Below are 24890 nucleotides of genomic sequence, written 5' to 3'. Positions count from 1 at the left end.
TAATTGATATAAAGTCATTAAATACTTACACTTTACCAATGTACTCATCTAGCTTCATCTGGGCATGCTCGCCAAACAATATTTCACAAGCTTCTATAATTCCTTGTGTTTTTACGATATCAGATTTTCTTAAGACCATTTCAATTTTTGATCGTCTGCGAAGAAAATCCTCTAGTTTTGTGATCATTTCGCGGCGTGCAGCATAATGTAATTCTGCACGAATATATTCAGCATTTTCCATTAATTGTTCAGCTTGGCTTGGATCACGTTGTATCTCGTCTAATATTTGTAATGCGTGGATATCATATCTGCGCCATAAACGAGTGGTAAGTTTTTCAGAAGAATAGTCAGGCGTCATTGAATCTAGATTTATGAGCCTAGCTCTAAATTCAAACTCTGATTTTATTTTTTCGTTAGATTCACCATACCAAATAGCTTTCTCAAAGGGGAGTGTTATACCCAATGACTTTATTATTTGACTGACTTCTTCTCCTACGTTGATACAGTCAGTCAGTTTGCCGCCAAATATACTTAAGAACTTTTCTTCTTTATTCACATCAATGGCATGTTTGCGAGATAACGCTACCCAATCAGCCTTGCCACCTTTTCCTTTAATTGCAAGAGGTCTAACACCACAACGTTCAGAAATTATATCCGCTGCGGTGAGCGGTTGGTCTAGGTCAAGTAAGGCATTTACATTATCGAGTATAAATTTACGGTCGCTTTCGGTAACGCTAATATCAGGGTCTTCTACTTTATCATCTGTCGTTCCGATGCATGTTTTTTGCCCCATTGGGATGACAAAGAACAAGCGGCCGTCGGAAGCGAAAAATGCCAAGACTTTATCTACTTTGGTTATTTTATCTACAACCAAGTGCACCCCTTTCGAAAACAAATGCCTGTGATCTGTATATTGGTCAACTTGTTTATTATAGGCGTCTACCTTTGGTCCACAGGCATTTATTATGACTTTCGATTGAATATTTAATGTTTGCCCACTAATTTGGTCAACGGCTTCAGTTGTCCACCAATCGCCGTCCCGCTTACTAGATGAAGCACCAACATAGTTGGTGACAATAGCGCCATTATCCATTGATGTTCGAATAAAATTAAATACAAAACGGGCGTCGTTATCATGTAAAAATGCATCAGAATATTCAAAACCGCCTTGCGCGTTGCTTACATCAATAGCGGGTTCGAGTTCTTTAATGGATTTTGAACTCAAAAAATTAGGACGTTGCGTAAAAAATCGTCCCATTAACCAATATGTTAATGTACCTAGGTATACAAACCATGCCGGAAACCTAAACCCTTTTTGCAAAGTGGTTAAAAAACGGATTTCTTGAACCGTTGAAGGGTAGCTGCGCATTAAATGATTGCGACTTTTACATAATTTATTCACCAAAAGATACTCATGGTTTTCTAAATATTTAATGCCTCCCCAAGCGAGGTTTGATGAATTAGAAGAAGTCTTTCCTGCAAAATCACCTTTATCTATCATCGCGACTGATAATCCTTTTCTGGCCAATGACGCCGCTGAAACGGCTCCATTGATACCCGAACCAATAATAAGAACATCATATTTACCTTGATTTAGTTTAATTAGATTGGTTTCTCGCAACAACATTTTTACATTTCCTTTCCACTTTACATTATTGTATGATAAATAATATATTAACAATATATTGACATAAAACGCAAACTCCCTTGTTGATATATTTTCGTCAGTGAATGTTTACCAGAGCGGCTGATATTATTTACTGTCCTTGTTTATAAGTAAAACAAACTATACAAGAGAAAAAGATGAAGAAACTAGGCATCCTATCTATAGACCAAGGTACAACTTCTAGCAGAGCTATTGTGTTTGAGCTTGATGGTCATCAAGTTGCGAATGTGCAACAAGAGTTTAACCAACACTATCCTGCGAACGGGTGGGTTGAGCACAAATCTGAAGACCTTTGGCAAACAACCTTAGACAGTTGTAAAAATGCGATTGCTCAAGCTCAAGAGAAGTGTGTCGAAATTGCTTGTATAGCGATTACTAATCAACGTGAAACAACGCTGGTATGGAATAAGGAAACCGGTAAAACGATATACCCTGCAATTGTATGGCAAGACCGTCGCACCGCTAGCTATTGCGAATCAATTTCTGAACATCAAGATTTGGTGCGCAGTAAAACGGGATTATTATTAGACCCGTATTTTTCTGCAAGTAAGATTAAGTGGATTCTCGACGAAGTTGAGGGCGCGCGGCATTTAGCTAATCAAGGTAAGCTTGCTTTTGGCACTGTAGATAGTTTTTTGATTTGGCGCCTCACCAACGGTAAATCTCATGTTACTGACGCTACTAATGCATCTAGAACCAATCTATTCAATATTCATACACAGCAATGGGACCCTGAATTACTAGAATTGTTTACCATCCCTAAAAGCATGCTACCTGAAGTATTAGATTGTGCCGACAACTTTGGCATAAGCGACAAAAGGGTCTTGGGTGAAGCTATTCCAATATGCGGTGTTGTAGGCGACCAACAAGCAGCGCTAATTGGTCAATCTTGCTTTAATCCTGGTGACCTAAAAAGTACTTATGGCACAGGGTGTTTTGCGCTTATGAACACGGGAAATAAACCTGTCTTGTCTGAGTATAAACTACTGACTACAGTTGGTTACCGTCTGAAAGGTGAAACGACCTACGCGTTGGAAGGCGCCATTTTTACTGCGGGCGCTAATATTCAATGGCTTCGAGATGGTATTAAGGTGTTAAAACATGCTAAACAAAGCCAAGTTTTGGCTGAGTCCTTAGATTATGACCATGGTGTTTTTTTAGTGCCAGGCTTTGCTGGCTTAGGCGCGCCACACTGGCATCCACACGCGAGAGCGAGTCTATTTGGAATGACCAGAGGGACTGGACCCGCGCATTTTGCAAGAGCGGCTTTAGAAGCAGTGTGTTATCAAACTCACGAATTACTATGTGCAATGAATAAAGACGGCATGCCTTCTTCTGCAGTGTGGGTAGATGGTGGAATGGTGGCCAATGATTGGCTATGTCAGTTCTTAGCTGACATTATTCAAGTAGAGGTTAAACGGCCTAAAATTATGGAGTCAACTGCTTTAGGAGCTGCGTATCTAGCTGGTTTGCAATATGGATTGTACAAAGATTTAGACGACATAGCCTCATGCAAAACCGTCGACCGCACCTTTACGCCTGAATTAGGTGACCACACCCGCACTAGACTGCTGAATAAATGGAATTTGGCGGTTGAAGCTACGCTAGCGTTTGCAGAATAACGGTAGGGGAACAAGCTCCAAACTTTGATAGGACTAGTGTGAGTGTTTTCGTCAACATACTCAGCCTCATATGTTGATTTTCGCCCCTCGTGTGAACCTCTACAAAATGAGCATTAGTGGCCCCAGGACCTGCGTCACTCTGTTCATTAGATACCTATTAGTCGAATTTGTATTATAAATAATCTCATTCATAATAATATCATGTTTTTTACTTAAACTACGGGTAAACTGTAAGTCATTGATTAATTAGCTAATTATAACGATCTTTAAACATCACAATATTTATTTCCGCTTAAATCAATTCTTCTAAGTATCTTATATGTTAATTTTTTGTACATTTTTGTTGATAACTTCCTAGTTTTAGTTATATTGTATGATAAATAAGTTAATAGCTTATTGGCTGGTTTTACACGCACATTAATTTAAACAGGGTAAATCTGTAAAAGGGCACACACTATGAAAACCAAAAAAATAAAACAATTTGGCACATATACATCAATCGCAGCGGCTATTGCTGTTGCGTTATTCGCACCTACTACTGTTATTGCACAAGCAACAGATGCTAGTGGCGTAGAGATAATTGCTGTAACTGGTTATCGCAGCAGCTTAAAAGCGTCAATGGATGATAAGAAAAACGCGAATGTAGTGTCTGACGGCATAAAAGCTGAAGATCTAGGTAAATTTCCAGACCTCAATGTTGCCGAATCATTACAACGGATTACGGGCGTTTCAATAGACCGAAACGGCGGAGAAGGCCAGGCGGTTACAATTCGTGGTTTCGGTCCACAATTTAATACTGTGTTAGTAAACGGTCGCCAAATGGCTTCCGAAACAGGAGGTAGAGAATTTGCTTTTGACTCAGTTTCCGCGAACCAAATTGTTGGTGCAGACATTTTCAAAACCGGAACGGCTACAATGCAGGAAGGTGGTATAGGTGGCACCGTAAGTCTTATTACAGCGCGTCCTTTTGACTATAGCGGCTTCACTGCTGTAGTTTCAGCGAAAGGTATGTATGAAAGTTTGTCAGAAGAATTATCTCCCACAATTTCTGCTTTAGTTTCAAATACATTTAATGATGACACGATGGGCATCTTATTTTCTTTGAGTCATGAGAAACGTGATGTTCAAATTAACCGCATCGAAACAGCGGGTTGGCGTCCGGGTCAAACTATATCGAATTCACGCGATGGGGTATTGTATTCGAATGCATATATTCCTCGTAACTGGGATCAAATTGTAGATAACCAAGAACGCACAAGAACAAATGCGAACCTTGTTTTTCAATACGCACCATCAGATGATGTAACTATTACCTTAGACGGTTCAGTATCTACATTCGAAGTTGATTCTCAAGTGACCGATTTAGCGTCATGGTTTGAACCTGATCGCGTCGGTTCTGCCACCATTGATGAAGCTACGGGTACACTAACCTCATTCTCACAAGATACTGATTTATTCGTAAGCTCTGGTAATCCCGCGACAGATTTTGTATCGCATACACGTAACTCTCGTGATATTTCAAATGCAGCATTTGGTTTGAATGTTGATTGGGAAATTTCGGATTCACTTACTGCAGAATTTGATGTTTCATCATCAACTGCCGAAAACGATCGTGCTGGCAAAGACCGATTTAACGTGGTTGGAATTATTAATAGTTATCAATTTGATGGTACCGGTGGCACACCAACAGTTATTCATGATGGATTTGGTAACGGAAGCCTTCCAGATGCAAACTTAGCGCGTTTACACTATAACGAAAAAGGCAATCAACCAAGCTTTGAAGATTCAATTACTGAAGTAAAAGCTGATTTTCATTACCGTGCAGACGGCGATGTTTTTACCGGTGCTAATTTTGGTATATATAGTCAAGATCGCGAAAAGAAAGTATTCCAAATATTTGCTAGCCAGTGTGCATTTTGTGGTTATGCAGAGCCTGCACCACTTGATACTCTTAATTTTAGACCGTTTACCGCAAACAACTATTTCTCAGGTTTAATAGATACATACTATACTTACGATGGCGACGCGTATGTTGATTATTTAGCACAGACAGGTAATCCAATTACGCCTACATTGCAAAACAATCGCTATACGGTTAATGAAAAAATCACTTCGGTATATGCTGACTTTAATTTTGAAACTGACATTGGAGACATGCCTGTATTCTTAAATGTGGGCGCTCGTTACTCAAAAACGTCTGTTGATGTAAACGCTGTACAAAGTTTTATTGCTGACGTTATTCCAACAACTGATCAAACGTTATTTTCAAATGTATTTGGTCCGGCAACTGACATAGTAGAAAGCGGCTCTTATGCAACACTATTGCCAAGCGTTAATTTAAAGTTACAACTTCAAGATGACATGATATTGCGTTTTGCTGTTTATGACTCGTTAACTCGTCCAACTATGAGTGATTTATCGCCAGCAACCAATTATGGCGAGCCACGTCGTCAAAACTTGACAGCTAGCGGCGGTAACCCTGCGTTGAAACCGTTCCGTTCGTCAAACTGGGATATTTCGTACGAATGGTATTATGCTGACACAAGTATTTTAACCTTTGCTTTCTTTAGCAAAGAAGTAGAAGATTTTATTACTACATTAACGGGCATAGAGACGTTTACTCTGGCAAATCGAAGCGATCAAGTTGACTTTACATGTGCTGACGCAGCTTGTGCAACGCTAGATATTACCGACGAAACAACAGCCCAAGAGTTATACGGTTTGCAGGAAGACTACACAGTTAGCCGTCCTCAAAACGGTGAGTCTGCTCGTGTCACTGGTTTCGAACTGGCTTGGACACATGTATTTGACAACGGTTTCGGCGTAACGGCTAATGCTACGGTAGTAGATAGCTCAGTAGAAATTGGCTCTGACACCTCTACTACGTTTGCTTTAGAAGGTCTAGGCGATTCTCAAAACTTGGTAATTTTCTATGAAGCAGAAGATTGGCAAGCGCGAGTTGCTTATAACAATCGCGAAGGTTTCTTACGTAGTATCGACAATGGCTCTACAGGCGAACCCATAAATACGGATACGTTTGGTCAAATAGATATTAGCGCAAGTTATGATATTAGCGAATCAACCACTGTATTCTTTGAAGGAATTAACATTACTGAAGAAGAATTGGTTCAAACAGGACGTTTTGCTAATCAAACATATTCTGTAGAAGACAACGGTTCTCGTTATGCGATAGGTATTAGAACTAAATTCTAAAAGCTTTGTGTGAACAGAAGGGCGGCGGTAAACGCTACCGTCGCTTTTCTTTTTTAGTCATAAAATTCTAAAGATTGGTCTTATTACAATATTTGTGTTTAAGTTAAATCCTTAGCGTTTTATCCATTTATTGAGGATATTATGGCCAAAGATATAAGAAAAATTACAGTTGTAGGGGGCGGAACTGCGGGATGGCTAGCAGCTTCGGTTATAGCAGCTCATCATAAGAAAGCAACGACATCTGCTAAAGCATCACTAGAAATTATCCTAATCGAGTCGTCAGATATTCCAACGGTTGGGGTAGGTGAAGGTACTTGGCCAACAATGAAAAACACTCTAAAATCTATAGGGATTAAAGAAAGCGATGTGTTTTCTCGTTGCCATGCGGCATTCAAACAAGGTGGCAAATTTGTCAATTGGGTGAAAAGTGAAGGTGACTCTTATTATCATCCCTTTACCGTCCCGCTAGGGTATGGTCGAATTGATTTGGCGCCGTACGTGTCAAATATTCAAGAATATGCACTTGAGGCAAATTACCAACAAAGTGTATGTGAAGCAAACCTAGCTCCCCGATCCATTTCTGAAGGCGAGTACTCAGGACAGTGCAATTATGCCTATCATTTAGATGCGGGTGCGTTTGCTGATTTGCTCAAACAGCATGCCCGCGAAAATTTAGGCGTTAAGCACGTTATTGGAACAGTAGACAATGTCGTATTATCTGATGACGGAAATATTGCTAGCGTCCAACTTAAGGATGGTCAGCAATGTTCAGCCGATTTATTTATAGATTGCACAGGGTTTCAATCGCTATTACTTGGAAAAGCATTGGGTGTTGGTTTTAAATCAACAGACAAATATTTATTTAACGATACTGCTTTAGCGTTGCATGTACCGTATAAAGATGCCAACGATCCTATTCCCACACATACCGTGGCAACAGGCCAAAATGCGGGATGGATTTGGGATATTGGCTTATCTTCTAGACGCGGCGTTGGTCATGTTTATGCAAGTGAATATTTAACAGATGACGAAGCGCATTTGAATCTTGCTAACTATCTTGGTCAAAAACCAGAAGACATAAGCCCCAGAAAAATAGCCTTTCAATCAGGTCACCGGGAGAAATTTTGGCATAAAAACTGCGTTGCCATTGGCATGTCGGCTGGATTTGTTGAACCCCTTGAAGCGACTGCGATTATGTTGATAGAAATATCAGCTCGCTATGTGGCTGAAAATCTTCCCCCACATCACGGCGTTATGCCTACGATTGCGAAACGCTTCAATCAACAAATGGACTACAAATGGTCTCGAATTATTGATTTTCTTAAGCTCCACTATATGTTGACTAAGCGTCAAGAGCCCTATTGGCAAGCCCATACCCAAGCAGATTCAATTCCTGAAAGATTGAAAGAAGATTTAGCTGTTTGGGCTTACAGAGGTCCGACACAAGCCGATTTTGAAAGCGCTATTGAGTTATTTCCTGCAGCGAGTTACCAATATGTGTTATACGGAATGGGGTTTAAACCCGACTTCAGCAAGCATCAACATCTTTATAATGAACAACAACAAGCTTCATTGGTTGCGCGCAAAAACCAACAATTGACGCAACAAATGCTTGCGTCTTTACCTCAACATAGAGCGTTTATTCAAACATGGTTAGCAGCTGCTCAAGCCAAACAACAATTACAAAAAGGAATATAAACGATGACGCAATTGATAGAGTTAAGTAGCCGCATACACCAGAATCTTAAAGTAGTGCCTAGCGCTATTAATGAATTTGCGAGTAAACAACATGTGTTTTCATTAAATGCGGTTGAAATTGCACAAGCAGCTACTTGTTTTCCTATATTTTTGTCACGTAACAACATTAATGGAAACTTAAACTTTTCGGCAATGACGAGTTTTTTAACGGAACAAAATTTATTTGTTGAAAGTAATCAGTGGCTCCCTGTTTTTCAGCCCAGTGCATTACGGACATACCCACTGTATTTGATGCAGTCTAACAAAGCAGACGCTCAATTTACCGTTGGCTTTGACCCCCAAAACACAGCTTTCTCAGAAACCGAAGGTAAACCACTATTTTCGGCAGAAGGAGTAGCAAGTGACCACTTGACAGTGGTTACTAAGTTACTGCAAACGGAATTAGATAACATGCGACATAGCTTCCATCTTGTAACTAAGCTAGAAGAGCTTGATTTACTTAAGCAGATTGATTTGAAAGTAATGTTCGAGAACGGGCACGTTAACACCATCAAAGGCTTGTTTACTATAGACGAAGACCAATTCAAAATGTTACCCGCGAGCACACTTGCAGAACTAAATTCAGCAGGATACTTAATGCCGATTCATGCTTTATTAATGTCTATTTACCAACTTAATGTATTAATAAATAAACATAATGCGCGCCCTGATAATTTAGTCGTGAAAGCCATAAAAATGGAAGTCGCAAAAGATGTCGCCCACCACTAGACTTAACATAAGAAGATCACTATGACAGTTAACTTAATTCAAATCGGCGTGTTTTTATTTGTAACATTGTTGATCGCATTCCTTACTTATCTTCAGTGTCGCGGTAAAGGCCATACCACCGCTGACCAAAGTAAAGAATACTTTCTGGCTGGCGGGGGACTTGCCTGGTATTTTGTAGCAGGCTCTATTACTTTAACCAATTTGAGTACTGATCAACTTGTTGGCATGAATGGAAACCAAATGGCGCTACTTGCGTTATGGGAGTTTTCAGCCGTAGCGGGTTTATTTGTATTAGCCAAGGTGTTTCTACCTGTTTATTATCAGTACAACTGCACGACCACCACCGAACTACTTGAAAAACGCTACAATAATAAGCATATACGTGCTGTCATTAGCTGCTTGTTTTTTCTAGGCTCCGCTTTAATTTTTTGTCCCGCTGTAATTTATACTGGCTCTTTGTTCATGCAAAATATGTTTAACGTTGAACTACCCATTATTTACATCGCAGCTATTTTCGCCATTGTAGGGGCTTTATACGCTATATTCGGTGGCTTACGCGCTGTTGCGGTATCTGATACATACTCAGGTGTGATACTGCTGTTTATGGCGGTACTTATCGTTGTTTTGGCGCTTAATGCCGTTGACTATAATTTTGAAGGTATTCCAGCTGAAAGATTAACGCTAATTGGCGGTGATGATTCGCCTATTCCATGGCATACATTGTTGACAGGTATGATTTTTATCCAAATATTCTATTGGGGTACCAATCAGGTTATTACCCAACGCGCCATGGCTGCTCCGAATATTAAAGAAGCCCAAAAAGGTGTTTTTGCCGCGGCTGCAATTCGTTTATTAATAGTGCCTTCAATTATTGTTATTCCAGGAATAGTGTCCTATAAACTATATGGTGACATAGGTGATACGGCCTACGGGACTATCGTTTCTGACTTGTTGCCAAGTTGGTTAAGCGGTGTTTTTGCTGCGGCTATGGCAGCGGCCGTGCTAACAACATTTAACAGTAACTTAAATTCGGCGACTGCACTTTATGTATGTGATATTCATGAAGCATATTTTAATAAAACGCCTAATGTACAGAAACTGTCAGGTATAGTAACTATTTTGATGACCGTTTTGTCGTTATTATTAGTACTCGTTTATAAAGAGGCTGATAGTATTATTAATCTTATTCAACAGCTGTATGGCTTGTTGAGCATGCCTATTTTATCGGTGTTTATATTGGGATTAGCCTTTAAAAACGTACATGCTGGTGCGGGTATATTTTCCGTTGTATTCGGGGTTATATTATATGCGAGCGTTTCGTTTGAATTCTCACCCATCTATGCGCCATTTGATTTGCACTACATACACTTAATGTTTATTACATTAGTAAGTTGTTTGACTTTGTCGTTGCTACTGAACTGGGCGGTTTACGGACAAAGACCAGCGATCCAATGGGTTGGAAATGAGAAGAGACTTGCATAGAACTTAATTTAGTCGTGAAAAAATAACTTGGCGCTCCAATTATAAGATAATTAGAGCGCCAAGCGTCCTATTAAAAGTACCTTAAACCTGTTTAATTATACTTACTGAATACGGCGCAATTTTCAAAGAGCCTAGAATACATTTGTGTTCAAAGGGCAATTCCACAGTTTCGTGAGTATCACCATAGTTTAATAACACCCCGTAGTCTCCTCGCCATGATAAACGAATGTCTTGTGGTAATTGCACTGGACCAAGATTATGTTTATTAGCAATATCGGTAAATAAGGCTAATAAGAATGCGTCATTCGTTAAGCTTGCTATGTAAGTTACTTTCTCGTTTTGTGCGACTACAGCCTGTCCATTTGGCAATGATACTGCTACGGCAACGTCATCGCCCACGAGTAACTCTTCGTTCCAACGTTCCGACTGGTAAGCATTGTTGTTATAAATGAATTCAGTTGCGCAACTGTCACGAAGTGTTTCGACACTCAACACTTTTATATCTATTAATTGCTGTAATGCGCCAGGAGCTAAATTAGGTGCAAAGCATAGTTCGTCAGTTTTACTGCCCGTTCGTGGCCCAACAACTAAATGCACTTGCGCTAATTTAGCGCGCTCAATAAAACTAGCGTTAATAATGGGTAAGCACGGTGCTACCACTAGTTTGTATGAACTTAAGTCGCTATTTTGGTCAATAAAGTCGACGTTTAGGCCTAATTTTCTGAAAGCACTGTAGTAGGAAAATTCAACCTGCTGGTGCTGATAGCTATCACCTTGGCGTTCGATTTCTGTTACCCATTGATTATGCACATCCATTAAAATGGCAATGTCAGCTGATACTTTGGCAGACAAATCAAATTCTGTTTTTTGGAGGTCTAGATTAAACTGCTTTGCTTCGTGCCATGCTATTGATTTAGAATTATCAACACGTTTAATGCCTGCATGCATTTGTTCTTGAGCAAATGCGGCTTGCCGCCATCTAAAGTAACACACCGTTGATGCACCATGGGCTACCGCTTCCCATGACCACAAATACACCATTCCCGGGTGCGGTCTAGGATTATGACTTCCCCAATTTACAGGACCAGGTTGTTGTTCCATTACCCAAAAGTGGTCGTGCGAAATACCGCGAATTTGATCAAATGAAAAACTAGAAAAATCTGGGTGGCCGGTGCGCATATATTTCGCAAATGCCTTAGGTTCGCTATTTGCAAAAAACAAGTCAGTTCTTCCCAAAGGGTAATTATCGTAGCTGGCAAAGTCTAGTTTGTCTGCCAATGCAAAATTATCACACTGGGTGTCGACCATGGGAATAAAATTATGAGTGATAAATTGGTTGGGACAGTGTTGTCGAATCTCACTTATCATGGCATTGTGATAACGAATTACCTGATCAGAGCTAAATCGCCGGTAAGCTAATTGATGTGAAGGATGTGTTTCTGTCACTGCTAAAAAAGGGAGCTCTATTTGCGAGAAGTCTTGATATTCCATAGACCAAAAAATAGTCCCCCATTTTTTGTTTAAAGTATCGATATCGCCATATTGATTCTTACACCACGCTTGAAACGCAATTAGGGCATTTTGTGACCCGCTGTGCGTGGTATCGTGGCACGCTAGTTCATTGTCAGTCTGCCAGCCTACAACCGCAGGGTTATTAACATATCGCTGCGCCATAATCCGAGTGATTTTCATGGATGCATCAAAGTACTCATGCGATGAAAAATCATAATGTCTGCGCGAGCCAAAGCCACGAGTGACACCAGTATTGATATCGACTGGCAAGATAGAAGGGTGTTTATCGATGAGCCACTTGGGAGGTGTTGCTGTAGGTGTGCAAAGTATAATTTTAATATCTTGTTGCGCCAGTATCCTTATGGCTTTATCTAACCAATCAAAGTTAAATTCATTCTCTATAGGTTCAAGTTTAGACCAGCTAAACTCAGCCAAACGTACGAACTTAATGCCCAACTCCCGCATTTCCTCAGCATCTTTTTGCCACATGCGTTCGGGCCAATGTTCAGGGTAATAACAAACTCCAATCATAAAGCGTAATCCTTCTTGTTTTTGAAGCTAAGTGTGTAATCAATAAATAATACTTATAACATATTTATATGATAAAAATTAACATTTACGTGCATCTTGCTTTCATTTGTATGATAATATAAATAGGTATTTTTTATTTTTGAGACTTCACTATGCATCAGTTACCAAATTTTGTACGTTTATCAAGTAAAGCCACTAGCATTATTATTGATTGTCAGCGAAAAACCCCTGTTGTACTTTATTATGGTGAAAAAATACATTCAACTCAAAGTGAGCAGATGATTGCATTGTTGGCTACTCGTCAAGAACCGAAGTGTGGACTCGTGCAAGAGGTGCCATTAAGTTTATCGCCATGCTTGGGCAATGGATTTACCGGGTCACCGGGTATAGATGTTTTCAATAGTAGTAATGCTTGGTCGGTTGGCGCCCGACTCGTTTCAGTTGAGCAGCTGTCTGAACAAGAAGTACTTTTTATATCTGAAGATTCCATTCGTAAGATTCAAATTTCACATAGACTTGTGCTAGACCAAGATACTAATGTATTAACGGCATCAACAGCTGTTACGAACAATAGTGCAGTTCCTTTGCATATTAATTATTGTGCAGCGCCAACGTTTAATTTACCTGACCATATTGATAAGATTCTATCGTTTGAAGGGCGCTGGTCAATGGAGTTTCAACAAGCGTCGATAGATTTATTTTTAGGCGCGTTTGTTCGCGAAAATCGTAAAGGCAAAACATCGCACGACAATTTTCCCGGCGTTATCGTGCACGAAAAACATGCAAACGAATCTCAAGGTGACGCATATGCATTTCACCTAGGGTGGAGCGGTAATCATCGTACACGAGTAGAGTTGTTGCCTGAACAACGCACTTATGTACAAATGGGTGAACTACTTGGCAACAATGAAATAGTATTAGCAAAAGGGGCCTCTTATAATAGCCCCAATTTGTATGTAAGTTTCTCTGCAAATGGCTTTGGTGAGTTATCGCACAATTTTCATCAGTACGTTAGGCAACATCTGCTGCGCGCTAAAATTACCTCAACACCAAGACCCGTAATGTATAACACGTGGGAAGGCATCTACTTTGAACACAAAACCTCTACACTAATGGAACTGGCTTCTATTGTAGGTGAGCTAGGGACGGAACGTTTCGTGTTAGACGATGGTTGGTTTAAGCATCGCAGACATGATCGTGCAGGACTGGGCGATTGGTCGGTTGATGAAGGCATTTATCCCGACGGTTTGCAGCCCATTATAGATCATGTCGAATCATTAGGTATGGAATTTGGTATTTGGTTTGAACCAGAAATGGTCAACCCTGACAGTGACTTGTACAAGGCTCACCCAGATTGGGTGTTGAGCACTGAAGGTAATCCACAAATTGCATTTAGACACCAATTCGTATTGGACTTAACTCGACGTGAAGTGACTGACTACTTGTTTTCAAAAATCAACAAAGTACTTTGTGACTACCCATCAATTAAATACATAAAATGGGACATGAATCGTGATATTAATCATACTGGTGACCAATATGGTATTAGCGCTATTCACGAACAAACCAAAAACGTTTATAAATTAATAGAAAAAGTAAAATCACATCATCCTCATGTTGATATCGAAAGTTGTTCTTCAGGTGGAGCACGAATAGATTATGGTGTACTAGCGCACACAGATCGAGTTTGGACATCAGATTCTAACGACGCGCTAGAACGGCTAGATATACAACGAGGCTGCTCATTTTTCTTTCCAGCAGAAATAATGGGTTCGCATGTCGGACCTCGTGATTGCCATATAACAGGTCGACGAATTAGCATGGAAACACGCATTGCCGTAGCAATGTTCGGTAGTTTCGGAATGGAAATGGATCCTCGTGAGTTAACTGAAGCAGACAAAACACAACTGCGCGCCGGTATTGAATTATACAAGTCGCACCGAGAACTAATTCATTCTGGTAGATTATACCGTTCAAATAAGAACGGTAACTCCATTGATTTTGGCATTGTAGCGCAAGACCAATCGAGCGCTTTGTTTTCTTACAATAGTGTGATTGAGTCTCGCCGTTCTTTCCCTAAAAAATATCGGTTTGAAGGGCTGTCACCGGATGCGACATACAGGTTTAACCTTGTGTGGCCCCAAGCGTTGCAGGAGTATAGTCCATCATTATTAAGGACTATTGAATCGCAAAGCTTTACAGGTGAGTCACTCATGCAATTTGGCATGCAACTTCCTATTACGAATCCACAAACGAGCCTTATTTTTAAGTTGACGAAAGTACAAAGTTGAATTGAGGGAATATATATATAAATATAATGAATGTTTATTTACTATGGTGCGTATATTCATCATAATAAGGTAATTTATATGATAAATGCCTTGGATAAGAAGTTTAAATGACCAGCAATTTGACACAACAACTCACGCATACATTGGGAGAAGCAATAGTAGCCGGCGTTTACGGGGTTGGTTTGAGTATGCCTTCTGAAGCTGTCCTATGTGAACAATTTAATATAAGTCGCAGTGCAACCAGAGAAGCAGTGAAAATGCTATCTGCTAAGGGCTTGATTTCATCAAGACCGCGTCAAGGGATTAGAGTAAACCCAGAAAAGAAATGGAACCTTTTTGATACAGACGTGCTCGAGTGGATACTAAAAAGCAAGCCCTCGCTAAATTTACTAAGAGAATTCACGCAAGTTCGTTTTGCAATTGAACCTGTGGCGGCTAAATTAGCGGCAGAAAATGCAACACCAATACAAATCAAAAACATGGAACAAGCATTAATTCGTATTTCACAAACCGATGATATAATCGAAGATCAACTCGATGCCCACCTTAATTTTCTAAATACAATGTTATTGGCCAGCGGCAATCGATTCTTTATTCAATTAACACAGTTTGTAAATGCAGCGCTGCGCGTAAGTATTCGTTATGTTAATGACGTAAAGGGTGTTTCAAACACTGATGTAACGTTTCACAGCAAGGTGTTTGAGGCCATTAAAAACGGCGATGCCGACACGGCTCATCAGGCGGTGCACGATATTCTCACCGATGCCTTGAATGTAATAGAAGCGAGACTTTAACTTTATAAAGTAGCGCTTACGTTATTGGCGCTGCTTGAATATAGGGGGCTGCTGTGCACTAGGCCTTAAAAATACCGGAACCGACTTAGATGTGGGTGTGGCAGATTTATCTCCAACACTGTCTATGGCAATTAAGGCATTTGTTTCAGGATAATAAGCCGCTAAGTTGCCTCGCGGTATGTCATAAAAATGTAGCGTGAAGCCCTCTATTTTTCGTGTTATGCCGTCATCCCAAATTGATTCTATATCAACTGGTTGTCCTTCCTCGAGCGATAGCTTGTGTGCGTCTTGACTATTAATGAACACAACTTTGCGTGCATTCTTTACGCCACGATAACGGTCGTCCATGCCGTATATGGTAGTGTTATATTGGTCGTGTGAGCGCATGCTTTGCAAGGTAAACACTCGTTCTTTGTGTTTTACTACTGCACTTGTCACCAAACGAGGATATAAAAAGGTTGGTAAGGCTGTAGCACTAAAAGTTGCTTTGCCTGTTTTAGTTTGCCAGGTGAGTTGTGCTGCACTATTTGTTAAGTGAAAACCAAATGGGGTTTGAATTTTTTGATTGAAATTTTCAAAGCCATCGACGATATGCGAAATTAAGTCGCGAATTTTTGCATAATCATCTTTTAGCCCTAGCCAATCAGTATTATTTGCGCGTTTCTCTGTAAATAGATGATGGGCTATCTGTGCGATAATAGCCGTTACAGACAAACATAGTTTCGATGGGGGTTCGGTTGTACCACCAGAGGCGTGCACCATACTAAACGTATCTTCCACAGTCACCTTTTGTGAACCACCCAATTGTACGTATTCCTCAGTTCGCCCTATGCATGGCAGTATGAGACCATCATGAGCAACCATTAAGTGACTTCGGTTGAGTTTTGTACTTATTTGTACATTTAAGTCGGCATTTTGCATAGCCTGTGCTGTGTCGTGTGTATCGGGTGCAGCAGCGGCTAAATTACCGCCTAAACATATTAAGACTCTACTTCGCTTAGCGTATCGCGCTTTTATGGCTGCATGTACGTTATGACCATGTGACTTAGGCATAGGTAAGTCAAAATGGCTTTGAAGCCTATTAACAAAGCTCGCGCTAGGCTGTTCATTGATGCCCATTGTGCGATTCCCTTGCACATTGCTGTGCCCGCGCACCGGACTTAGGCCCGCTCCAGTTTTACCAATATGTCCAAGTAAGAGATGCAAATTACTTAATTCATGTATTGTTTCGACCGAGTGCTTATGCTGTGTTAAGCCCATCGCCCACGTGCTAATAACCGTTTTACTGGTAGCAAAAACAGCAGATGCTTGCTGGATTAAATCTTTACTAAGGCCGGTTTGTTCTATAATTGTTGACCAAGGCGTATCGCTCACGATGTTCCGATATGCACTCATATTAGTAGTAGGTTGCGCAATAAAATCTTTATTAATGTGCTCGGGGAAATCTTCAAATATCGCTTTAGCCATCCCGCGTATTAGTGCCATGTCAGTGCCAAGTTTCGGAGTTAGATATAAATGGCTAATACTGACGCTTTTACTGGTTAATAATTCTAAAGGTTTTTGAGGGCTTGCAAATTTTTCTAAGGCGACTTCTTTCAAATTATTAATCGATACAATTTTGCAGCCGGCTTTCGCTGCTTTCCTCAGCGCATTCATCATTCTGGGGTGGTTTGTACCAGGGTTTTGTCCGAATACAAAAATAGCTTCGGCGTGATTGAAATCTTTTAATACAACGGTACCCTTGGCTACGCCAATAGAGGAGCTTAGGGCACCTCCGCTTGCTTCATGACACATATTAGAACAGTCAGGAAAATTATTTGTGCCGTAAGTTTGGCCCATTAACTGATATAAATAGGACGCTTCGTTGCTGGCTCTGCCAGAAGTATAAAACTCTGCTTGATTTGGTGATGTTAGTTTATGTAGGTGCTGCGCTATTAGCTCAAAGGCATCTTCCCATTAAACCACTTCATAGTGGTCGCTATTTGCGTTATGGCGCATTGGCTGCGTTAGGCGTCCTTGGTATTCAAGCCAGTAATCACTCTGTTTTCATAAATCACTCACCGAATACTTTGCAAAAAAATCGCTGCCGACTTTTCGTTCTGTCGATTCCCATGCAATTGCCTTTGCTTCGCTTACTTTGTAGTAATTGTTTAATTGTAGAGGTAACCGAATCCATACCGCCTGCTTTTTGTGGTTTATTGGCTTTAGTCATTGATTGGCTCGTTCGCTAACTGTTGTTGGGCGTTTTGGGGACGCGGGAAATATACATTAGGCAGATCTTGTTTTGGGATATGAACTAAAGTCATTTTGTAACTTTGTGCTAACTTTAGTGCCAGAGTGCTTGGCGAAGCAAAACTAGCCAAGATAGAAATACCGAGAGCGCGTGTTTTTTGAACGAGTTCTGCACTACAACGACTTGTTCTTCTGCAAATGAATGGTGTAAATCATTCGATTGATGGCAATCATGGGATTGTGAAATTGAATAATTCGATATCAGCGAGACCCTAAAAGAATATTTTGAACTTGGCACTAATCTGCTATTTCAAATAGCTATATCCTTTTAGGGTACGCCTTTAATTCTTCAATGCAATTGTTCGCACTAAAAAACTAAATTTTTACTCGAAGAAAGCACCGTCTGAAGCGGTACATACATATATATCGGCAGTGAGTCCAGTACTTGCTGAATATTGGTCTTTAATCGCGTCATTTACCTGATCAACCAGCTCGTCGGGCGTTAGCGCAATTACGCAGCCGCCAAATCCACCGCCTGTCATTCTCGCGCCACCGCGGCTCCTTAATACTTTCGCGACAATATCTACCAGTGTATCTAACTCAGGTGTAGTAATGTCAAAATCATTCTTCATTGACTCATGTGACTGAGCCATAAGCACACTCATGGTGCTCATGTCATTCTTGTTTAAGGCAGTGAGTGCTTTCATGGTTCGCGCATTTTCGGTAACAATATGTTTTGCGCGTTGATATATTAAGGGCTCTAAGTTGTCTCGTTCGCTTTCTAATTCTTCAATAGTAACGTCACGCAATGCGGGCTTGTTGAAGTGTTTTGCACCGGCTTCACACTGTTGTCTGCGGGTATTATATTCGCTGCCTACCAATGTTCGTTTTACATTGGAATTAATAATAACTAAGGAAACCCCTTTTGGAATATCAGCGTATTGAAATTCTAAGCTTCTGCAATCGAGTAACATTGCGGTGCCTTCTTTGCCCATAGCGGAAACGAGTTGATCCATAATGCCGCAGTTGCACCCAACAAATGTATTTTCGGCTTTTTGCGACATCAATGCGGCAGCAACGCCGTCTAGTTCAATATTATTGATTGTAGAAAACGTTTTTAAAATCACGTTCTCAAAACTTGCTGAGGAACTTAACCCTGTGCCTTGTGGCACATTACCACTTACCAAAATATCAGCGCCTTTTATATCAGGATAAGTGTCTAGTAAAATTTTGAGCGTTCCACGCACATAATTACTCCACATATTTTGCTGATTGAATTCGATGGCGTCTAGGCTAAATGAATCAGTTTCATTATCTATATCGAGAGCTAGTACATTGACCGTCCTATCGTTGCGTTTTTTTACCGCGATAGTTGTGCCAAAATTAATGGCTGCAGGCAAAACAAATCCGTCGTTATAATCGGTATGCTCACCTATTAAATTAACGCGACCGGGGGCATGAAAGGTGTGCTCAGGAGCACTTTTAAAATGCTCTTTGAAATGCTCGGTAATTGATTGGCTATTTAACATTACTAAGCCTCCTTATAATGAATGTCAGATGCGTCTCGAAGTCTTTGTGCTGCTTGTTCGGGGGTAAGATCACGCTGCGATTCGGCCATCATTTCATAACCCACCATAAATTTACGTACAGTAGAAGAACGCAACAGTGGCGGGAAGAAACTAGCATGAAGTAGCCATTCAGGATGTTCTTCTTTGTCATATGGCGCTCCATGCCAACCCATTGAGTAAGGGAAAGAACAATTAAATAAATTATCGTACTTAATCGTGATGCTTTTTAGCGCATGAGCGAGCGACTCTTCCTGCTTTGTGCTTAACTCAGTCATTCTTGTAACGGGGAATCGCGGTAATAACATCGTTTCAAAGGGCCAACCTGCCCAATAGGGCACTAGTACTACCCAATCGTCGTTTTTGACAACAATGCGTTCTTTTAAGGAAACTTCTTTTTCCACATAATCTAGCAATAGGTTTTTACCATGGGTAGCGAAGTAATCCGACAAATTGACTTGCTTTTTACTCACAAGCGACGGTAAGTGCTGTTGTGACCAAATTTGACCGTGAGGATGCGGATTAGAGCAGCCCATCATTGACCCTTTATTCTCGAACACTTGCACCCAATTGTATTTTTCACCTAACTCTGCGCACTGTTCTTTCCAGGTTTTAATAACCTGCGTAATTTCTCCAGTGCTTAACTGCGGTAACGTTTTGCTATGGTCGGGTGAAAAGCAAATGACGCGACTTTCGCCTTGTTCGGTCGTCATCCGAAATAAAGGGTCGTTTTGTTCAAATTGTGGCGTATCAGTTTTTAGTGCCGCAAAGTCATTTGTAAAGACAAAGGTATTTTCATATTTATCGTTTATTTCACCATTTATGCGCGTGTTGCCTGAACATAGAAAACAATCTTTATCGTATTGCGGACGTTCGTCTTCATCAACGGTTTCAACTTGACCTTGCCAAGGACGCTTAGCGCGATGAGGAGAGACCAAAATCCATTCATCTAACAGTGGATTAAAACGTCTATGTGGATGTTCAGTTGGATCAAAAATGGTGTTCATAAATTTCTCAATTAAACTTAAATGATTTCTAATGCCAAGAGGGTAATCGTTTACCCTTAAAAATGCAACGTAAAATTTACAATGTACAAAATAGTGATTTTGATGTATATTGTATGACAATAATTGAGGGTAAACGATTTCCTTAAATGACAACAATTAAAGATGTAGCCCGAATTGCTGGTGTGTCAGTTGCTTCAGTTTCTAGGGTAATAAACAACGGGCCAAAAGTTAGTCAGCAAACCCGAGATAAAGTCAGCAAAATTATGCGCGATCTTGGGTACACACCTAACGCGAATGCTAGGGCTTTGGTTAAACGAAAAAGTATGACTATTGGTGTAGTTATCCCCGAACTAACAGATCCTTTCTTTGCAAATTTAGCGCATAACGTTGATGTAATCGCACGTCAGAACAGTATGCAATTGTTGCTAAGTACAGCCTTGCAAAGCGCTGAGTCTGAGCAAGAGGCGATAAATCTTTTGGTAGAGCAACGTTGTCAAATAATAGTCTTGCATAGCAAGCAATTGTCAGACGACGCGCTAATTTCACTGTGTAACAAGATGCCACAACTAGTGCTAATTGATAGGTTCGTTGAACGTATAAAGCATAAGTGCATATGGCTCGATAATAGAGAAGGCGGAAAAATTGCTGCGCGCCATTTAATGTCTTTAAATCATCGCGCAATGGCGTGCGTTAGTAGTAAATACACTATTGAAGATCCACTTCTTAGGCTAACGGGATTCCAAGACGAATTAAACAAGTCGGGGATTATCTTAAACGACGAATTAATTCAATATGCCGAACCAAATCAACAAGGCGGGGAAAAGGCAACGCAGTATTTACTTGCATCTGGCAAACCATTTACTGCTATTTTTGCGTACAACGACGCAATGGCGATTGGGGTAATTACGGCACTAGAAGATAATGGTTTTCGGGTGCCTCACGACGTTTCAGTATTAGGGTTTGATGATGGACTAATAGCTCGTTATGCAAAACCGCGATTAACAACCCTGCATTACCCTATAGATGAAATGGCGCAGAAGGCTGCGCTGCTGGCTTTTAACTCTGCCAATGAGCCACAAAATAGCGGTGCTGAAACGTTTAAATACTTGCCGTATTTAGTAAAACGTGAATCTACTAGCTATGTAATAGAAAATAACGCAACACAAAGTAATCACGTGAACCAAAATATTAGTGTAAGTTTACAGGAAGCTGAAGAATGAAAGTACTCGTCACAGGCGGGGCCGGTTATATCGGTTCTCACACTACGCTGGCCTTATTAAAAAATAACTTTGACGTTGTTGTGTTGGATAACCTGACGAATTCAAATGTTGAGTCATTAAACCGAGTAAAGCAACTTACCGGAAAAAATATCGATTTTGTTCATGGCGAAATAAAAGACACAAAAATACTCGATGATATTTTTGAACAGCATAATATTCGAGCGCTTATTCATTTTGCAGCGTTAAAAGCGGTGGGTGAATCCAGCCAAATTCCCCTAGAATACTACCAAAACAATGTGTACGGAACGCTTAACTTATTGCAAGCGATGGCAAAGCATAGTGTGAATGATTTTATTTTTAGTTCTTCCGCTACTGTGTATGGAGAAGACAATAGTGTTCCCTACATCGAAACTATGCCATTAGGGAATCCTACAAGTCCATATGGTGCAAGCAAAGTAATGGTGGAACGCATCCTAGGTGATAATGCGATTGCCAATACCAATTTTAGAGGAGTATCGTTGCGTTATTTTAATCCAATAGGCGCACATCCTAGCGGTATAATTGGTGAAGACCCTAAGGGAATCCCCAATAATTTACTCCCATACCTTGCACAAGTGGCAGTGGGCAAACTAGCCAACTTGAACGTGTTTGGTAATGACTATGCAACGAAAGACGGTACCTGCGAAAGGGACTATTTGCATGTTATGGACTTAGCTGAGGGGCATGTTGCGGCGCTCCAATGGTTGCAAAAAAATCAGTCTTTTACGGGCCTTGAAACGTTTAATTTAGGCACTGGAAGCGCGGTTTCAGTACTTGAAATTATTAGTGCTTTTGAAAAAGTGACAAACACCGCTATTCCATATGTTATTGCAGATAGACGAGCAGGGGATTTACCCGCTTTCTGGGCAAATGCAGAAAAAGCAGCAAGCGTCCTGAATTGGCATGCAAAGCGAGACTTAGACATGATGATGGCCGATACGTGGCGTTGGCAATCAACTAATCCAAACGGTTATAGCTCATGAGCGCGGTAAAATGTTTTACCTTAACAAACGACTTTGGGGTTCTGGGGACATCCCCGCCTAATGTAACACTTATCGCTACAACCCACAGCTAACATGACATTCACAGGCCTCTTAATTTTCATTCTGCACTATTGATTGCATAATTTCATCTAAATCAAGTAAGTTTTGCTCAAAGCTAAAGCTGTAAGTTCCGTTCAAGTTTATATTATGCCATGCCACTGGTGAAACTTGCTTAATGATTTCCAATTTTTGGTCGTCACCCTCTGCCTTAAAGTGCTCTAGTAATCGGCTCAAGATCAGCGAATTAAAATAGATAATAGCGTTCGTTAAAAGCCTTGCACATTCGTTCCATAAGACGATTTCATCGTCTGACTTTCCTTGAAAACGATTTCCATTTACATGAGCAATAGCGCGACGTAATTGATGATAGGCTTCCCCGCGATTCAAAGCTCGTTGGACATAAGTTCTTAGGCTGGCGTCATCAATATAGTCTAATAAGTACGTGGCCTTGAGCATTCGGTTGTACTCAGTTAACGCTTTCAGTAAAGGGTGGTTTTGACTGTAGCCAGAAAGCTTTCTCACAAGCATTGCCTGCGTTATCGTCTTTTGCGGTAACGATATTATGATCCGTTGAATACTATCCCACTCATCGACAATTAACGTGGTATTGATAGGCTTTTTCAACGAGAGTGTCGCCTTGTTTTCTTCCCCCTCACTCACATCAAAAAGATCTGATATTACTGTTCCAAACTGGGCATAACGGGGTGCAAATGTGTACCCAAACAAGTCCAGCAAGGCAAAGTTCACATGATTAACACCATGTGTATCGGTGGATAATATGTCCGGCTTAATTTCAGAGGTATTGTTATGAAGCAGGTCTAAAATAAAGTGTGATTCATGTTCGTTGGCACCGATAATTTGTGCATTCAAGGCTACATGGTTGGCTATCAGGTTCATCGATGTCAGCCCTTTGTTGGTACCAAAATATTTGGATGAATAACGGGTTTTAAACGTCTCTAACCGTGATTCAAATTTCTGCCCATCGGCGCTGGCATGGATGAGTCCTTCTTGAATATTGTAATGTTTGAAGATGGATAATTTCGCAGTCGCATCGTTAATTGCATCATTACCGAGGTTTAGCGTTTCAGGTCGCAGATAATTTGCTTGTACTGTGCGAAGATGATCATATGAGCGATCGGAGATACTGGCCATGCCATGCAAGCCGTAATAAGTGCCATTGCCAATAATGGCTGCCAGCAAATCATTTAAATGGCCGGTCTGTCCAGACTGTAATTGACGGACGTGTTCGAAGTACTGTAAAAACCCTGTTTCCTGATGAACGAAGCGCAGTACATCGGTAATATTAATTGGTTTCATGCGCGCAAAAAAGGGATTGTTTAAAGCCGATTTCGTGCCTGAATACGGCAATCTCCACTGCGTTTTGCCCGAGCGATTGCGCAGTATTACATTTCGATTGTCACCATCATCAATACGCTGACAAACCCGTTGCAACTTTTCGTTCATCTTCTGCTCCATCGACCTAACAAACTTGGCAGGCTCTGTATTCATGCTGTCTAGCATAGAATCTTTAAGGAGTTTGTTTTTCTGTGCCCATGAGACATCGCAAACGAGATCATCGTGTAATGCTCGGAATTTGATGACTGTGTGTATAAATAGTTGGCCATCAAGTTTATTCTGAGCTAACAAATACAGCATGATCTCGTAACGCTCCAGAAGTATGTTGTTATCCTCATCAATCACATACAAGTGTTGGTTGACCTTAATTAGCCGCCGATCTGTAGACGCTAACTTACCAGCCTCTAAGAACTCATTTTTCATGCTATTTAGCTGTTCAGCTAACACCTTAGTATTATCGGCTCCCTCAAACGGCAGGTATTGGCCAACTGACCATATTCACCCTCGGTGCTTGCAGGTAAGGTTTGCAAGGTAAACACCTTTTGACCTTGTCGTGGGCCTATTGCGATGCGGTAGCTAACTGATGCGCCTTGTAACTGGAGTAAACTATCTTCGTCATCTATCGGTAAATTCAGATAACTGTTTTCCATATCACGCTGCACTTGTAATGGTCTAATTATTCAAAACACTTTGTTGGAGGTATGATATCAAAAACCAATGAGGTAAGAATGAAGAAGTACACAGCCGAATTTAAATTAGAATGTATTGAGTTGATCACTGTTCAAGGTTATCCAGTTAGGCAAGCTGCCGATGCAATGGAAGTTGGATATTCCACCTTACAAAAATGGGTA

The 24890-nt window shown here is 40.6% G+C and carries 19 protein-coding genes; 11 read left to right on the top strand and 8 right to left on the bottom strand.

Translation table 11 applies throughout. From position 1 onward, the window contains the following. Positions 1–25: 25 nt before the first annotated feature. Positions 26–1627: a glycerol-3-phosphate dehydrogenase/oxidase gene (locus KO530_RS03295; RefSeq protein ID WP_216046976.1), complete on the bottom strand. Its 1602-nt coding sequence runs from the start codon at positions 1625–1627 to the stop codon at positions 26–28. A gap of 176 nt (positions 1628–1803) precedes the next feature. Here KO530_RS03295 and glpK point away from each other — a divergent pair, with 176 nt between their 5' ends. From glpK to KO530_RS03270, 5 genes are all read left to right on the top strand, one after another. Continuing rightward, positions 1804–3288 (top strand): glycerol kinase GlpK, encoded by a 1485-nt coding sequence (glpK, locus tag KO530_RS03290; RefSeq protein WP_216046975.1) that lies wholly within the window; start codon positions 1804–1806, stop codon positions 3286–3288. A 456-nt stretch (positions 3289–3744) separates the two neighbouring features. Beyond that, a complete protein-coding gene (locus KO530_RS03285; protein WP_216046974.1) occupies positions 3745–6501 on the top strand; it encodes a TonB-dependent receptor in 2757 nt (918 codons plus the stop codon). A 141-nt stretch (positions 6502–6642) separates the two neighbouring features. Continuing rightward, positions 6643–8199 carry a tryptophan halogenase family protein gene (locus KO530_RS03280; protein WP_216046973.1) on the top strand — a complete coding sequence of 519 codons (1557 nt, stop codon included), beginning with the start codon at positions 6643–6645 and terminating at the stop codon, positions 8197–8199. A 3-nt stretch (positions 8200–8202) separates the two neighbouring features. Then, entirely contained in the window at positions 8203–8967 is a 765-nt protein-coding gene (locus KO530_RS03275) for a SapC family protein (protein ID WP_216046972.1), read from the top strand. A 21-nt stretch (positions 8968–8988) separates the two neighbouring features. After that, positions 8989–10449 (top strand): SLC5 family protein, encoded by a 1461-nt coding sequence (locus KO530_RS03270; protein ID WP_216046971.1) that lies wholly within the window; start codon positions 8989–8991, stop codon positions 10447–10449. An 81-nt stretch (positions 10450–10530) separates the two neighbouring features. On the opposite strand, the gene KO530_RS03265 is transcribed toward KO530_RS03270, so the two are convergent. Further along, entirely contained in the window at positions 10531–12492 is a 1962-nt protein-coding gene (locus KO530_RS03265; protein ID WP_216046970.1) for a beta-galactosidase, read from the bottom strand. 152 nt (positions 12493–12644) lie between these two features. On the opposite strand from KO530_RS03265, the gene KO530_RS03260 reads away from it, so the two are divergent. Beyond that, entirely contained in the window at positions 12645–14783 is a 2139-nt protein-coding gene (locus tag KO530_RS03260; RefSeq protein WP_216046969.1) for an alpha-galactosidase, read from the top strand. A 107-nt stretch (positions 14784–14890) separates the two neighbouring features. Next, positions 14891–15577, top strand: a complete 687-nt coding sequence (locus KO530_RS03255) for a FadR/GntR family transcriptional regulator (RefSeq protein ID WP_216046968.1) — start codon at positions 14891–14893, stop codon at positions 15575–15577. Between the two features lie 21 nt (positions 15578–15598). Here the strand turns inward: KO530_RS03255 and KO530_RS03250 are convergent, their stop codons facing one another. Then, the gene (locus KO530_RS03250) at positions 15599–17512 is read right to left on the bottom strand and encodes an FdhF/YdeP family oxidoreductase (RefSeq protein ID WP_303499815.1); all 1914 of its coding nucleotides are present in this window, start codon (positions 17510–17512) and stop codon (positions 15599–15601) included. Here KO530_RS03250 and KO530_RS21880 point away from each other — a divergent pair. Next, the gene (locus tag KO530_RS21880) at positions 17485–17808 is read left to right on the top strand and encodes a hypothetical protein (protein ID WP_252728803.1); all 324 of its coding nucleotides are present in this window, start codon (positions 17485–17487) and stop codon (positions 17806–17808) included. The genes KO530_RS03250 and KO530_RS21880 overlap by 28 nt on opposite strands. Here KO530_RS21880 and KO530_RS03245 read toward each other — a convergent pair. The 3 genes from KO530_RS03245 to KO530_RS03235 all read right to left on the bottom strand — a co-directional run bounded on the left by KO530_RS03245 (position 17782) and on the right by KO530_RS03235 (position 20381). Further along, positions 17782–18009 (bottom strand): formate dehydrogenase accessory sulfurtransferase FdhD, encoded by a 228-nt coding sequence (locus KO530_RS03245; protein ID WP_216047042.1) that lies wholly within the window; start codon positions 18007–18009, stop codon positions 17782–17784. The two genes, KO530_RS21880 and KO530_RS03245, sit on opposite strands and share 27 nt — an antisense overlap. 183 nt (positions 18010–18192) lie before the next feature. Continuing rightward, on the bottom strand, positions 18193–19338 hold the full coding sequence (galK, locus tag KO530_RS03240; protein ID WP_216046967.1) for a galactokinase: 1146 nt from the start codon (positions 19336–19338) through the stop codon (positions 18193–18195). 2 nt (positions 19339–19340) lie between these two features. Continuing rightward, positions 19341–20381: a UDP-glucose--hexose-1-phosphate uridylyltransferase gene (locus KO530_RS03235; RefSeq protein ID WP_216046966.1), complete on the bottom strand. Its 1041-nt coding sequence runs from the start codon at positions 20379–20381 to the stop codon at positions 19341–19343. Positions 20382–20527: 146 nt separating this feature from the next. On the opposite strand from KO530_RS03235, the gene KO530_RS03230 reads away from it, so the two are divergent. Both KO530_RS03230 and galE read left to right on the top strand, forming a co-directional pair. Then, entirely contained in the window at positions 20528–21601 is a 1074-nt protein-coding gene (locus KO530_RS03230) for a LacI family DNA-binding transcriptional regulator (protein ID WP_216046965.1), read from the top strand. Next, on the top strand, positions 21598–22623 hold the full coding sequence (galE, locus tag KO530_RS03225) for a UDP-glucose 4-epimerase GalE (protein ID WP_216046964.1): 1026 nt from the start codon (positions 21598–21600) through the stop codon (positions 22621–22623). The genes KO530_RS03230 and galE overlap by 4 nt, the downstream gene beginning before the upstream one ends. A gap of 111 nt (positions 22624–22734) precedes the next feature. Here galE and KO530_RS03220 read toward each other — a convergent pair whose 3' ends face one another. Both KO530_RS03220 and KO530_RS03215 read right to left on the bottom strand, forming a co-directional pair. Then, positions 22735–24462, bottom strand: coding sequence for a Tn3 family transposase (locus tag KO530_RS03220; protein ID WP_436792291.1), 1728 nt, complete (start codon positions 24460–24462; stop codon positions 22735–22737). Between the two features lie 17 nt (positions 24463–24479). Next, positions 24480–24689 (bottom strand): hypothetical protein, encoded by a 210-nt coding sequence (locus KO530_RS03215; protein ID WP_252728816.1) that lies wholly within the window; start codon positions 24687–24689, stop codon positions 24480–24482. A gap of 51 nt (positions 24690–24740) precedes the next feature. Here KO530_RS03215 and KO530_RS22185 point away from each other — a divergent pair. After that, on the top strand, positions 24741–24890 hold a 150-nt coding region (locus KO530_RS22185), incomplete at its 3' end, for a transposase (RefSeq protein WP_216047041.1).

It is taken from the genome of Aliiglaciecola lipolytica (assembly GCF_018860635.1).
GTDB classification, from domain to species: domain Bacteria; phylum Pseudomonadota; class Gammaproteobacteria; order Enterobacterales; family Alteromonadaceae; genus Aliiglaciecola; species Aliiglaciecola lipolytica_A.
The sequence above is the reverse complement of the archived record's forward strand: the minus strand, read 5'-3'. Positions and strand labels throughout refer to the sequence as shown.